This is a genomic window from Bradyrhizobium sp. YCK136 (genome assembly GCF_044570075.1).
In the GTDB taxonomy this organism is placed as follows: Bacteria; Pseudomonadota; Alphaproteobacteria; order Rhizobiales; family Xanthobacteraceae; genus Bradyrhizobium; species Bradyrhizobium diazoefficiens.
In genome coordinates, this window is record NZ_CP172424.1 from 376381 (window position 1) to 389153 (window position 12773).

9 protein-coding genes and 1 pseudogene are annotated in these 12773 nt (G+C 64.9%); 4 read left to right on the top strand and 6 right to left on the bottom strand.

The window, feature by feature from the left end; translation table 11 throughout:
• The first annotated feature begins 78 nt into the window (after positions 1–78).
• Positions 79–798, top strand: a complete 720-nt coding sequence (locus tag ACFLEY_RS01860) for a ribonuclease activity regulator RraA (protein ID WP_060909774.1) — start codon at positions 79–81, stop codon at positions 796–798.
• 46 nt (positions 799–844) lie between these two features.
• Here the strand turns inward: ACFLEY_RS01860 and ACFLEY_RS01865 are convergent, their stop codons facing one another.
• Positions 845–2950: a S9 family peptidase gene (locus ACFLEY_RS01865; RefSeq protein ID WP_060909775.1), complete on the bottom strand. Its 2106-nt coding sequence runs from the start codon at positions 2948–2950 to the stop codon at positions 845–847.
• A gap of 316 nt (positions 2951–3266) precedes the next feature.
• On the opposite strand from ACFLEY_RS01865, the gene ACFLEY_RS01870 reads away from it, so the two are divergent.
• On the top strand, positions 3267–4703 hold the full coding sequence (locus ACFLEY_RS01870; RefSeq protein ID WP_060909776.1) for an MBOAT family protein: 1437 nt from the start codon (positions 3267–3269) through the stop codon (positions 4701–4703).
• Positions 4703–5812: a hypothetical protein gene (locus ACFLEY_RS01875; protein WP_060909777.1), complete on the top strand. Its 1110-nt coding sequence runs from the start codon at positions 4703–4705 to the stop codon at positions 5810–5812. The genes ACFLEY_RS01870 and ACFLEY_RS01875 overlap by 1 nt, the downstream gene beginning before the upstream one ends.
• Before the next feature lie 268 nt (positions 5813–6080).
• On the opposite strand, the pseudogene ACFLEY_RS01880 reads toward ACFLEY_RS01875, so the two are convergent.
• From ACFLEY_RS01880 to ACFLEY_RS01890, 3 genes and pseudogenes are all read right to left on the bottom strand, one after another.
• Positions 6081–7266: pseudogene (locus ACFLEY_RS01880) on the bottom strand (pyridoxal-phosphate-dependent aminotransferase family protein).
• A 103-nt stretch (positions 7267–7369) separates the two neighbouring features.
• Complete coding sequence (locus tag ACFLEY_RS01885; RefSeq protein WP_011083204.1) at positions 7370–8092, bottom strand: thermonuclease family protein; 723 nt, start codon at positions 8090–8092, stop codon at positions 7370–7372.
• A 149-nt stretch (positions 8093–8241) separates the two neighbouring features.
• The gene (locus ACFLEY_RS01890) at positions 8242–9969 is read right to left on the bottom strand and encodes a hypothetical protein (protein ID WP_060909778.1); all 1728 of its coding nucleotides are present in this window, start codon (positions 9967–9969) and stop codon (positions 8242–8244) included.
• A 422-nt stretch (positions 9970–10391) separates the two neighbouring features.
• Here ACFLEY_RS01890 and ACFLEY_RS01895 point away from each other — a divergent pair, with 422 nt between their 5' ends.
• Complete coding sequence (locus ACFLEY_RS01895; RefSeq protein ID WP_011083202.1) at positions 10392–11240, top strand: caspase family protein; 849 nt, start codon at positions 10392–10394, stop codon at positions 11238–11240.
• A gap of 235 nt (positions 11241–11475) precedes the next feature.
• Here ACFLEY_RS01895 and ACFLEY_RS01900 read toward each other — a convergent pair whose 3' ends face one another.
• Both ACFLEY_RS01900 and ACFLEY_RS01905 read right to left on the bottom strand, forming a co-directional pair.
• Positions 11476–12366 (bottom strand): efflux RND transporter periplasmic adaptor subunit, encoded by an 891-nt coding sequence (locus ACFLEY_RS01900; protein ID WP_396604484.1) that lies wholly within the window; start codon positions 12364–12366, stop codon positions 11476–11478.
• Between the two features lie 223 nt (positions 12367–12589).
• A complete protein-coding gene (locus tag ACFLEY_RS01905) occupies positions 12590–12760 on the bottom strand; it encodes a hypothetical protein (RefSeq protein ID WP_165448133.1) in 171 nt (56 codons plus the stop codon).
• Between the last annotated feature and the right edge of the window lie 13 nt (positions 12761–12773).

The following is a 12773-nucleotide window of genomic DNA, read 5'->3' on the forward strand; positions in this document are numbered from 1 at the left end:
AGCGAACCCGGAACCTCGAGATTCCGGGTTTGCGCCAAGTGGCGCGCCCCGGAATGACGAACGAGAAAGAAAGCGCCAATGACAAAACTCAGCGAAGCCACCCGCAACAAGCTCAAATCCGTCTCCACCGCCACCGTCGCCACCGCGCTGTTCAAGCGCGGCCTGCGCATCCAGATGATCCAGGATGTGCACCCGCTCGGCCCTGACCAGCCGACCATGGTCGGCGAGGCCTTCACGCTGCGCTACATGCCGGCGCGCGAGGATCTCAACACCATCGACGTCTTCAAGGACCGCTCGCATCCGCAACGCAAGGCGGTCGAGGATTGCCCGCCCGGTTCGGTGCTGGTGATGGACAGCCGCAAGGATGCGCGCGCGGCCTCGGCCGGTGCGATCCTGGTGACGCGGCTGATGAAGCGCGGTGTCGCCGGCGTCGTCACCGACGGCGGCTTTCGCGATTCCGCCGAGATCGCCAAGCTCGGCATCCCCGCCTACCACCATCGTCCCTCAGCGCCGACGAACCTCACGCTGCATCAGGCGATCGAGATCAACGTGCCGATCGGCTGCGGCGATGCGCCGGTGTTTCCCGGCGACGTCATCCTCGGCGATGCCGACGGCGTCATCGTGATCCCCGCGCATCTTGCCGACGATATCGCCAACGAGACGTTCGAGATGACCGCGTTCGAGGACTTCGTCACCGAGGAGGTCGGCAAGGGGCGCGGCATCTTCGGTCTCTATCCTGCCACCGATCCGCAGACGCTCACCGACTTCGCGGAATGGCGGAAGAAGAACGGCAGGTAGTTTACACTCCATCGTCGTCCTGGCTTTCGCCAGGACGACGATGGGGCTACATCCCGGCCTCCGCCATTCCCGCCGCCCACAGCGCGAACGCATAGACGATCGCCACCTCGTCCAGACGATCAAATCGTCCCGAGGCGCCGCCGTGGCCGGCGCCCATGTTGGTGCGCAGCAGCACCGGGCCGCCGCCGCGCATGGTGGCGCGCAGGCGCGCGATCCATTTGGCGGGCTCCCAATAGGTGACGCGCGGATCGGTCAATCCGCCCATCGCCAGGATGGCCGGATAGGCCTTGGCCGCGACATTGTCGTACGGCGAGTAGGACAGGATGGTGCGAAAATCCTTTTCGCTCTCGATCGGGTTGCCCCATTCCGGCCATTCCGGCGGCGTCAGCGGCAGCGTGTCGTCGAGCATGGTGTTGAGCACGTCGACGAACGGGACCTCGGCGACGATGCCGGCGAACAGCTCGCCGGCGCGGTTGGCCACCGCGCCCATCAGCATGCCGCCGGCCGAGCCGCCATGGCCGACGATGCGCCTTGCGCTGGTGTATTTTGCGTCGATCAGCGCGCGGGCGCTGGCGGCGAAATCGTCGAACGAATTCGTCTTCTTCTCGCGCTTGCCGTCGAGATACCAGCCCCAGCCCTTGTCGGCACCGCCGCGGATGTGGGCGATGGCATAGACGAAGCCGCGATCGACCAGCGACAGGCGGTTGGCGTTGAACGAGGCCGGCATCGCCATGCCATAGGAGCCGTAGCCGTAGAGCAGGAGCGGTGCCGATCCGTCGAGCTTCAGCCCATGGCGATGGAGGATCGAGACCGGCACCTCGGCGCCGTCCTGCGCCTTCGCCATGATGCGCGTGGTGACGTAGTCGCTCGCATTGTGGCCGGACGGGATCTCCTGGCGCTTGCGCAAGGTCCGCGTCCGCTTGGCCATGTCGTAATCATAGACCTCCGACGGAGTCGTCATCGACGAATAGGCGAAACGCAAGTTCGTTGTCTCGAACTCGTAGGAGCCCATCGTGTCGAGCGAATAGGCGGCTTCGTCGAAGGCGATGGCGTGCTCCTCGTTCGATGCGAGATCGCGGATCACGATCGCCGGCAGCGCATTGGCGCGCTCCAGCCGCACCAGATGGCCGGCATAGAGATCGAGGTCGATGATGTAGATCCCCGGACGACACGGGATCAGATCGCGCCAGTTCTTCCGTTCGGGCGAGCCAAGCGGTGCGGTGACGATCTTGAAGTCGATGGCGTCATCGGCATTGGTGAGGATGAAGAGCTGATCGCCGCGATCGGCCAGCGAATATTGCACGCCTTCCTCACGCGCCGCGACCAGCCGCGGCGGCGTATCAGGGCTTTCGAGATCGATCAGCCGCTGCTCGGAGGTCTCGTGATCGCCGCCCGCGATCACGCAGAAGCGGCCGCTGGTGCTCTCGTGCAGATGGGTGAACCAGCCGGAATCCTGCTCCTCATAGACGAGCGTATCGTCGGCCTGTTTCGTCCCCAGCCGGTGCCGCCACACCTGCATCGGCCGGTGATTGTCGTCGAGCTTCACATAGAAGAAGCTTTTCGCGTCCTTGCTCCAGACGATGCCGCCGTCGGTCTCCTCGACGAGGTCGTCAAAGTCCTTCCCCGTCGCCCAGTCGCGCACGCGGATCGAAAAATATTCGGAGCCTTTGGTGTCGGCGCTCCAGGCCTGCAGCTTGTGATCGGGCGAATGCCGGCTGCCGCCGAACTTGAAATATTTGTGGTCCTTGGCGAGCGCATCGCCGTCGAGCACGATATGGCCGTCGCCGCCCTCGCGCGGCATGCGGCCGAACAGCTCGTGCTGCCCGCCCTCGCGAAACCTGCGGAAATAGGCGAACTGGCCATCCGGCGACGGCACGCTGGAATCGTCCTCCTTGATCCGCCCGCGCATCTCACGCACCAGCGTCTTCTGCAGCGCCGCGGTATGGCCGAGCAGGCTCTCGGTGTAGACGTTCTCTTCATCCAGATATTTGCGGATGTCGGGGTCGATCACCCCGGGGTCGCGCAGCACCTCCTGCCATTTCTCGTCCTTCAGCCAGGCATAGTCGTCGGTCACGGTGATGCCGTGCCGGGTAAAGCTGTGCGGCCGGCGCGGGGCGACGGGGGGCTGGGGAGGTGTCTTGATCTGGGTCACTCGATCCTCATCATCTCACGTCCGTATGGCGCCTCTTCCTTACCTCTCCCCGCCTGCGGGGAGAGGTCGGATTGCATCGGAGATGCAATCCGGGTGAGGGGGTACAGGTCTCTCGACCATCTCGCGTGTGGAGAGAGGCCCCTCACCCCGACCCTCTCCCCGTAAGAACGGGGGGAGGGAGAAGATGCACTCCCTTATATCGTCCCGATTCCACGGATTGCCAGCGCCGCTGCGGCAAGGACTGCGCCAAGTCGCCGGGTTGTTGATCGCCCCCGTGTATGCTTTAGGGGCAGTACCCCGCCGCCGGTCCAGCCTTATGCTGTTCAATTCCTACCCGTTCATCCTGCTGTTCCTGCCGGCTGCGCTGGCCGGGTACTTCTGGCTCGGGCGGCGTAGCAATCTGACCCCGGTGATCTGGCTGGCGGTCGCCTCGCTCGCCTTCTATGCCATCGGCAATTGGCAGTTTGTCGCGCTGCTGCTGGCGTCGATCGCCTTCAACTACGGTGTCGGCCATCTCCTGATTGCGGCGGAACTCATGCCAACGCAGCGCCGGGCGGCACTTGCCCTTGGTGTCGCCGGCGATCTCCTCGTGCTCGGCATCTTCAAATATGCGGGCTTCGCCGCCGACAATCTCAATGCGCTGCTCGGCACGCATGTCGCGGTCCACATCCTGCTGCCGGTCGGCATCTCCTTCTACACGTTCACCCAGATCGCGTTCCTGGTCGATGCCTATCGCGGCCAGGTCGCGCGTTATGCCTTGCCGCATTACGCGCTGTTCGTGACCTATTTCCCGCATCTGATCGCGGGGCCTATCCTCCACCACAAGGACATGATCCCGCAATTCGAGCGGGAGGAGTCCAAGCAGCCGCACGCGCATCTGATCCTGTGCGGAATCATCATCTTCGCCATCGGCCTGTTCAAGAAGACCTGCCTTGCCGACGGCATCCAGCCCCTGGTCGCGCTCGCCTTCGAAGCGCGCTCGCCGAGCTTCGACCAGGCTTGGTGTGGTGCGCTCGCCTACACGTTCCAGCTCTATTTCGACTTCTCCGGCTATTCCGACATGGCGATCGGGATATCCCTGATGTTCGGCATCTTCCTGCCCGTCAACTTCAACTCGCCGTACAAGGCTGCGAGCATCGTCGAGTTCTGGCGCCGCTGGCACATGACGTTGTCGCAATTCCTGCGCGACTATCTCTACATCCCGCTCGGCGGCAGCCGCCGCGGCCACGTGCTGCGCTATGTCAATTTGCTGATCACGATGCTGCTCGGCGGGCTCTGGCACGGCGCGGCCTGGACATTCGTGGTGTGGGGCGCGCTGCACGGCGCCTATCTCTGCGTCAATCACGCCTTCAGCGCGCTGGTGCAGACCATCCCGTCGCTTCATGCGCGCCCGGTCCGCATCCTTGGTGCCGCGCTGACCTTCCTCGCCGTCGTCGTCGCCTGGGTGTTCTTCCGCGCCGAGCGGGTCGATTGGGCGTTGCGGATCATCAGTGCCATGACTGATCCCTTGAACATCGTCCTCGGCCGCGAGGAGATCGCGGCGCTGGTGCAGGTCGCGATCTATGCGGCGCTGGTGTGGCTGGCGCCGAACACGCAAGGAATCATGGGCTACGATCACGGCAACCGCAGGGTTGGCGAAAGCTTGCGGGCAGGGCGCATGCGGCCGCTGTTCCTCTATGGTGCATCGCTCGTGCTCGCATTCGGGCTTCTGGGCATCCAGAGCCGCAGCGAATTCATCTACTTCCGGTTCTGATGCGGGGATCGTTCACCAGCGTGATGCGCCTTCTCCTTGCGAGCGTCGCGTGCGTGCTGGGCGCCGCGGCGCTCACCTTTGCCGTCGATCCCCTGCAACTGTTCCGCCCGTCGCGCCTCGTCGCGCCGTTCTATTCCGACGACACGCGCATGCAGAATGCCGGGCTGATCCGCAGCCAGTCGTTCGACACCGCCTTCATCGGCACCTCGCTCGCGATCCATTTCCGCCAGAGCGACATCGACCGCGCGCTCGGCGTCCGTTCGCTCAAGCTGGCGATGACCGGGTCCAATTCGCGCCAGCAGGGCTTTGTGCTGGAGCAGGCGATCGATCGCGGCGCCCGGCGCGTGATCTGGGCGATGGACGATTTCAGCTTTGTCGATGCGGCCGGCATCGAGGCCGATCCCTATCTGTCCGTCGATCTTTATCGGAGGACGGCCAAGGGGATCGCGGCATATCTGTTCAGCGGGCCGATGGCGAAGGAATCCCTGTTCGCGCTGCTGCGGTCTGTCCCGCCGCTGCGGGAGCCGCTGAGCCGTGCGGCGCCGTTTCTCCCCGTCAAGTTCGCGCTGTCCGACGTCGACGACATCTACGCGCTGCCACGGGATTTCGACGTCGCGCGCGCCTACAACGCCGAGAGGACACGCGCCGCCTTCGCCTATATCACCGATCCGGTGCGCAGCAGCTTTCTCGGCGAGGGCTACGAGCGTGACGCCATGATCAGGCATTTCGAGCGTGACGCCGCCAGCCTGATCACGCGCCATCCGGACGTGACCTTCGACGTCTACTTCCCGCCCTATTCGATCCTGCAATTCGTCGCGATGCGCGATGCCTCACCGGCGACGCTGACCATCGTCACCGATCTCACGGCCCGCATCGCGCAGCGCCTGACGCAGCTTCCCAACGTGCGCCTCCACGATTTCCGCGCGATCAAGGCGGTGACCCACGACCTCAACAATTACGGCGACGTCATCCACCATTCGCCGGCCGTGGACGCGATGGTGTTGAAATGGCTGGCGAGCAGGGAATACCGGGTCGATCCGAAGGCGCCGCTCGCGTCGCTGGAGGAGCTGAAGGCGCAGGTCGAGGCGTATCGCGTGCCGCAGCCGTAGCCCGCAAGAGCGAAGCGATATGCGGAACCTTGCGCAGATCCCGGGTGTCGCTTCGCTCACCCGGGCTACAAGACTGCAGCTGTGATGGTCAGCAGTAGCCAAAAACCCCGCTGTCGTCCCGGCGAAGGCCGGGACCCATAACCCCAGGGAGGAATTTGGCGAAGACTCGTAGTTAAAGAGTCTTCTCGTGGTACGCACACCGTGCGTCACTGATAGATCACGCGGTATGGGTCCCGGCCTTCGCCGGGACGACAGCGGTGGCTTGCGCCTACGCCGCCACCTCTTCGCCGAGATACGCGACCGCCGCCTCCAGCCCGCCCTTGCCGTGCGGGATCTTCAGCGCGTTGAGGCCGATCTCGACCACCCCCAGCGTGCCGAGCAGCATCGGCGCGTTGATGTGGCCCATATGGGCGATGCGGAAGGCTTGTCCGGAGAGGTCGCCGATGCCGGTGCCGAGCACCACGCCGCACTTGTCCTTGCAATAGCGTTGCAGCACTGCGGGATCATGGCCGTTGCTCATGGTCACCGTGGTCACAGTGTTGGAGCGCTCGCTGGCTTCGGCGATGTTGAAGCCGAGCACCTGGCCTTCCGTCCAGGCGGATACCGCGCGGCGCGCGGCTTCGCCGAGCAGGCTGTGGCGGCGGAAGGCGTTTTCAAGCCCTTCCTCGTGCAGCAGGTCGATCGCCTTGCGCAGTGCGAACAGCAGATGCACCGGCGCGGTGCCGGCATATTTGCGATAATTCTCGGTGCCCTCGCGCTCGCTCCAGCTCCAATAGGGCGTCGACATGTTCGCCTTCTTGTGCACCTCGAGCGCGCGCGCATTGGCGGAGACGAAGCCGAGGCCGGGCGGCGTCATCAGGCCCTTCTGCGAGCCGGACATCGCGACGTCCACGCCCCATTTGTCCATCTCGAACGGCATGCAGCCGAGCGAGGCGACGGTGTCGACCATATACAGCGCGGGATGACCGCTCGCCTTGATCGCCTTGCCGATCGCTTCGATGTCGTTCTGCACGCCCGAGGCCGTATCGACCTGGACAACGACGACGGCCTTGATCCTGTGCTCCTTGTCGCGGCGCAGGCGCTCCTCGACTTCGTGCGGCCGCACCGCGCGACGCCAGTCGCCCTTGAGCACCTCGACCTCGGCACCCATCAGCGCTGCCGCATTGCCCCAGCCGATCGCGAAGCGGCCGCTCTCCAGCACCAGCACCTTGTCACCGCGCGAGAGCACGTTGCTCAGCGCGGCTTCCCAGGCGCCATGACCGTTGGCGATGTAGATGTAGGACTTGCCCCTGGTCGCAAACAGTTTCGAGATGTCGCTGAGCAGGCTCTCCGTCAGGTCGAGCATCTCTTTGGTAGATGTCGATCGCCGGACGATGCATCGCCCGCAGCACCTCGTCGGGCATCGTGGTGGGCCCGGGGATGGCCAGAAATTCCCGGCCCGCGCGAACGGTCATTGCTGTTGGTCCTTGTTGCTGGAGGACAGGCTGGTGGGTCGCTCGAGTCGTACTTTTACGCGCTGCTGGAAGCCAAGAAAAGCACGCAAAATGCAGGGCTGGGTTATCGTTTGGTCTCGCGGCAGCCGGCGGCTTCCGCCTCCTCCACCGAGCAGAACCAGCGGGTGCCCTTGCTGATCTTCATCTTGATCTGGGTGTACCAGCGGCTGGTCGGCTGGTGATAGATGCACTCGCCGGCGGTGTTGACGTTGCCCTTGATGGTGCAGTCCGGCGAGGGCGCGACCGGCCCCGAGGCCGAAGCGAGCAGCACGGCATGCGCTCCCTCCGGCGGCTTGGTGGCGCCCAATATCGTCGTCTTCTTGTTGCGCACGCGCCAGTCCCAGGGCGCAATGAAGGCGCCCTGCCACATGCCGGCCTTAGCCTCACGCGCGGCAGCCTCGTCGGCGTCGTAATCGTGCGAAACGCGGGTGTAGGACAGCGCCCAGCCGCTGCGCACCAGCCATTTCTGGATGTCCTCGCCGCCGACCTCGCAGCGCGCCACGGTGCGGCCGCGCCGGTCGATCGCGCGGGCATGACAGACCCAGTTCTTGCCCTCGGTGTATTTGGCGAGTTCGTCGCGTGCCGCGATCCCGCAGGTCCAGCGCTCGGTATGGGTGTTGAGGCAGAGCTGGTCGGACGACGGCGCGTCGATGCCGCCGAGCCGGACCCTCGTGTTGCCGATCACGACGGAATCGCCGTCGCGGACCTTTGCGGTGCCGGTGATGTCGGCGGCCTGGGCGAGCGTCGGGGCGAGCAAAGACAGCGCAAGCAGGAATTTTCGCAACATGCCGGTCCAGTGTTCAGGAAAATCTCGATAAGCCGCGCAATTGTGGTCGGCTTTTGGCCGCCCGGCCAGCGCTTGCCTAACGATTAAGCTTTCAACTTCCCGTCATTGTCGTGGACGCCACTTACCCTCCCCTGGAGGGGGAAGACACGTTACCCCCGCGCCATCGCCCGCTTCGCCACCGCCAGCGCCATCAGCACGAACGCCGACGTCACCTCCGGTCCGCCCACCAGGATCCGCGTCGGCGTCTTCATCTTGTTCCATTCGTAGGCGCGGAACGGGCCGCGGCGGCCGCCTTCGCCCAGACTCGCGACGATGACATTCAGCGCCGGCGCGAAGGCACGCGGGTCGGCGCCGAGATGGCCGAGCGCGATCAAGGCGAGTGCCGCGTCGAACACGTTCATCTCGGCGGCCATCAGCTCGCCCTTGACGTAGGAGAGCACGCGGTGGCGGATGAAATCGAAGTCGCCGTCCGGATCGATCGCCCCCTGCGCCGCCAGCGGCAGCGCGAGGAAGGCGGCATAGCAGCGGCCGAAATAGGCGCTGTAGAGTTCCGGCAGGTAATAGATGTGCGAGCGCGGATTGGCGAAGGCGCCGCTGGCCGCGAGCCGCTTCTGGAAGCCGATGATGCGATGCACGGTCGCAAGCCGGGCCGGCGTCTCCAGAATCTTCCAGCGCACGAGGTTGCGGAAGCTGACCTCTAGAATGTCGAGATTGAGCGTCGGATCGAGATCGTTGCCGTAGGGCCGTTCGCCCCTGAGATTGTCGATCCAGGTCGCGACCCCGCCCTCGTAGTCGATATTGTCATTGAGCGGCACGGTCACGCGCGGCTCGTTGACGCCGGCGCGCACCTGGTAACCGCTGTAGAAATCCAGCAGCGGCTGGTCGATGATCGGATCGGTGCAGCCCGCCTGCGTCGCCGCCGAGATCGAGCAGGCCGTGGTGTCGCAGTCCGGCACATAGACGCCGAAGCCGAGATCCTGCTTGATCTGGGCGAAGAAGCGGGAAAAGCGCGGATGTGGCGCGGGCGCGAGCGCGGTGATGACATTGAAGCGCGCACCGTCGGTGCCCTCGACCTCCTCGCGGCTGATGTTGACGCAGAAATCGACCATGTCGGCGATGGCGCGCTCTGCCGCCGTCTTGTCGGCCGGTGAAGCGAGCCCGGTCTCAACGAAGCTGAGCAGCGCTTCAATGAAGAACGCATCGTAATAGGCCGAGCGGTGGCGGATCTGCACCGGCTCCCACATCGGCTCGGCGATGCCGGTCCAGGGCGGATTGACCACGGCGGCTGCCTTCGAGCGCGCGATGAAGACGCGGGCGAGATTGAACAGCAGCGAGGAGTTCTTGTAGCCGCGCGCGTTCAATCCGGTGAGCGCCATGGTCAGCTCGCGTCCCCGGAAATCAGGGTCGCCGATCAGGTTGAAGGCGGCATAGGTCGGCAGGAAACCGTTCTTGCGGTACGAGCCGAGCAGATGCTGCGCGCAGTCGCGGATCACGCCGTCGATCTGTGAAGCCTGTGGCATGGCGCCGACGAACAGCGCCGGCGGTGGCCTCGGATGGTCGAGCCTGATGCTGTCGACGAGATCGGCGACGGGCTGGCCGACCGCCGCCCAGTCCGGCTCGGCCTCGTCGCGGGCGCGGGTGAGTGCCTCGCGCAGCCGGGTGAGCTTGGCCTCGTTGCGCAACTCGGGCAGCCCGGCCCGCCGGAGCAGCACCCGCAGCGCGGGATTGCCGAGTGCGGTCTTGTAGAATTTGGCCAGATGCGGATCGCCGCTGGCGGGGCCTGACAATACGGGATCGCAGACGTCGTAAAGCGAGGGGCCGTCCTTCCGCGCCGTCAGCGCCCGGCAGGCGGCGCCGGCAAAATAATGAAAGCTCATGAAATACCTGGTCGCGGGGCCTTGGTCGGGGACGGCCGGTGCGCTCCCATCTGCGCACCACCCCTGCAAGTCTTTGAAAAAGCTACCCGGATTCGCAGGAAAAACAAATGTGATGGCAGTCACGGAAAAAGTCGGCACGAGGGCTGCCTGATCAGAGCCCGGAAGGCTACGGGGATACCAAAAACGGAGAAATCCAGGTCAGGTAATTAACTAACATCTTCAGCGACTTAGCTCAAATTTTGGGCAATCTATTGCGGGGCACCCTATATCCCGTTAAAGGTTTGTTTGGTGCGGCGCCGCAAATTGCGCGCAATTGGGGGGCACTCCCCCGGCCAATCCCTCAAACCTAAAGACGCTATCGCGCTACTCAACCTGTATGCGCGCGCGTGGCCGGTCTTTGGCACTGACAGGAATGAAGCGAGATGAATGTAAGGCAGCTCGACATTTCCCGACGCACGATTGCGGTGGCCGCAGCCCTCATCGGCACGGTCTCGCTCGTGATCGGCGCCCATGCTGCCCTCAACATGCGCGCGCTCGATGCCGCCAAGGCTGTTACGACCGACCAGGTCACCGGGTCGATCGGCCAGGCTTCCCGGCTCGCGCTCGTCATCGGCAATGGACATTATCCCGACGCCAACGCGCCGCTGACGCAGTCGATCAACGACGCCCGCGCGCTGTCCTCGACCCTGCGCAAGAACGGCTTTGACGTCGACATGGTGGAAGACGCGACCAAGGACGACATGGTCCGCGCCGTCAACCGCCTGAAGTCCCGGATCAAGCGCGACACCGTCGTCATGCTGTTCTTCGGCGGCTACGGCGTGCAGGCCGGCCGCCAGAGCTACATGCTGCCGATCGACGCCGTGATCTGGAAGGAAAGCGACGTCCGCCGCCAGGGCGTCTCCATCGACGGCGTGCTCGACATGATGAAGGAGCAGGGCGCCAAGGCCAAGCTCGTCGTCGTCGATGCCTCCCGCCGTAACCCCTACGAGCGCCGCTTCCGCTCCTACAGCCACGGCCTCGCGCCGATCAGCGCGCCCGACAATGCGCTGATCCTCTCCTCCGCTTCGCCCGGCAAGGTCGTCGACGACGGCAAGGGCGAGCATAGCGTGCTGGTGAGCGAGCTGCTCGGCAACCTCGCTGCGCAGGGCAGCGCCGAAAGCGCCTTCAACAAGACCCGCGTCGCCATCTCCCGCGCCTCCGAAGGCGACCAGGTCCCGACCGTCTCCTCCTCGCTGCTCGAAGACGTCCATTTCGGCGAAGCCGGCGGCTAGTTTTTCCCGGCGATTGTAGGGTGGATTAGCGAAGCGTAATCCACACTTCTCTCTCAGAGCGGAAAGCAAAGAGGTGGATTACGCCTTCGGCTAATCCAGCCTACGATATGCGTGTGTAACGCACATCTGCCCCTACACCGTCATGGCGAGCGCAGCGAAGCAATCCAGAATCTTTCCGCGGAAAGACTCTGGATTGCTTCGTCGCAAGAGCTCCTCGCAATGACGATCGTGGCTGCTACTTCGCCGCTTCCGCGGCCATCACCGGGCGCACGGGATCGCCTTCGCGGAGCAGTGCGCCGGCGCGAGCGACGACGACGTCGCCTTCGTTGAGGCCGTCGCGGACCTCGATATTGCCGCCCGACATCAAGCCGATCTCGACGCGCTTGGTCTCGACGCGGTTGCGGCGGATCACCTGCACCACGGTGCCGGCGGACGAATATTGCACGGAGGTCAGCGGCACCGCGACGTTGCAGCTCTGCCCGGTCTTGATCAGCGCGCGCCCGCTCGCATTCAGCAGCAGCCGCTTCTGCGAGGAGATGCCGATATAGACCATGCCCTGCTGGATGTTCGGCTCGACGGTCGGCCCGATGCGGCGCACCTTGCCGTCGATGTCGCCGGCGCCGGCGATACGCACGGTCGCCTGCTGGTTGACTGCGAGCTTGCGCATGTCGGTCGTCGCCACGAGGCCGACGAGATCGTATTCGCTGCGCGCCACGATCGTGAACAGTGCCTCGCCCTTGGCCGAGGCGAGGTTGCCGATCTGCGCGGTCGAGGTGGCGATCACACCCGCGACCGGCGCGGTGACCTGAAGCGTGCCGCCTTCGGGCAGCGCGAGGCGCGCCAGCACCTGGCCGGCGGTGGTGGTCTCGCCGGCTTCCGCCAGCACTTCCGTTACCTTCAGGCGAGGACGTTCGGGCCGCACCGAGGTCTCCTCGCGCGCGATGATTGTGCCGGTGGCCTCGACGATGTCGGAGAAGCAGGATTTTGCGACCTTCAGCACTGTGACGGCCGGCCCCTTGGGGGCGTCGTCATCGGCGGCTCCGGCCGGATATTGGCCGAAGACGAGCACTGCGGCGATGGTTGCGGGAAACAGGGCTCGAACAGCGGCACGGGGCAAATGGCGCATCGGAAATTCCACGGGGGCTATGCCTCCAATCGATAGCAGATGGCAGCGGCAAGGACTACGGCAGCGTTGTCCCAAAGCGGGATGCGGCGCCGCCCGGGCTGCCGCGGCAAGTCTTTGATTAGTCGCGGGATTGGAGAACAGGTTCGCTCGCCGCCGGGCAGGGCGCGGCGGCCGCACAGCTCGTGGTTCGAGATGGGATGCGACGGTTCTGCCTAGCTGCCGGTCAGCTTCGGCGATCGCCGAGCAGCTTGCCGGAGGAACGGTCGATCAGATGCAGCCGCGTGCAGGCCGGGCAGGGTACGGACACGTGCGTGCGGTCGGCCGGCTCGTCGCCAAGCCGATGCTGCACGTTCATGCCGGTCTGGGGGCACTTGAAGACAATATGACGGTCCATGACCGTCATATGA

Coding starts and splice junctions, on each gene's coding strand:
- ACFLEY_RS01860 (WP_060909774.1), top strand. CDS start 79: ATGACAAAACTCAGCGAAGCCACCCGCAACAAGCTCAAATCCGTCTCC.
- ACFLEY_RS01870 (WP_060909776.1), top strand. CDS start 3,267: ATGCTGTTCAATTCCTACCCGTTCATCCTGCTGTTCCTGCCGGCTGCG.
- ACFLEY_RS01875 (WP_060909777.1), top strand. CDS start 4,703: ATGCGGGGATCGTTCACCAGCGTGATGCGCCTTCTCCTTGCGAGCGTC.
- ACFLEY_RS01885 (WP_011083204.1), bottom strand. CDS start 8,092: ATGTTGCGAAAATTCCTGCTTGCGCTGTCTTTGCTCGCCCCGACGCTC.
- ACFLEY_RS01890 (WP_060909778.1), bottom strand. CDS start 9,969: ATGAGCTTTCATTATTTTGCCGGCGCCGCCTGCCGGGCGCTGACGGCG.
- ACFLEY_RS01895 (WP_011083202.1), top strand. CDS start 10,392: ATGAATGTAAGGCAGCTCGACATTTCCCGACGCACGATTGCGGTGGCC.
- ACFLEY_RS01900 (WP_396604484.1), bottom strand. CDS start 12,366: ATGCGCCATTTGCCCCGTGCCGCTGTTCGAGCCCTGTTTCCCGCAACC.
- ACFLEY_RS01905 (WP_165448133.1), bottom strand. CDS start 12,760: ATGGACCGTCATATTGTCTTCAAGTGCCCCCAGACCGGCATGAACGTG.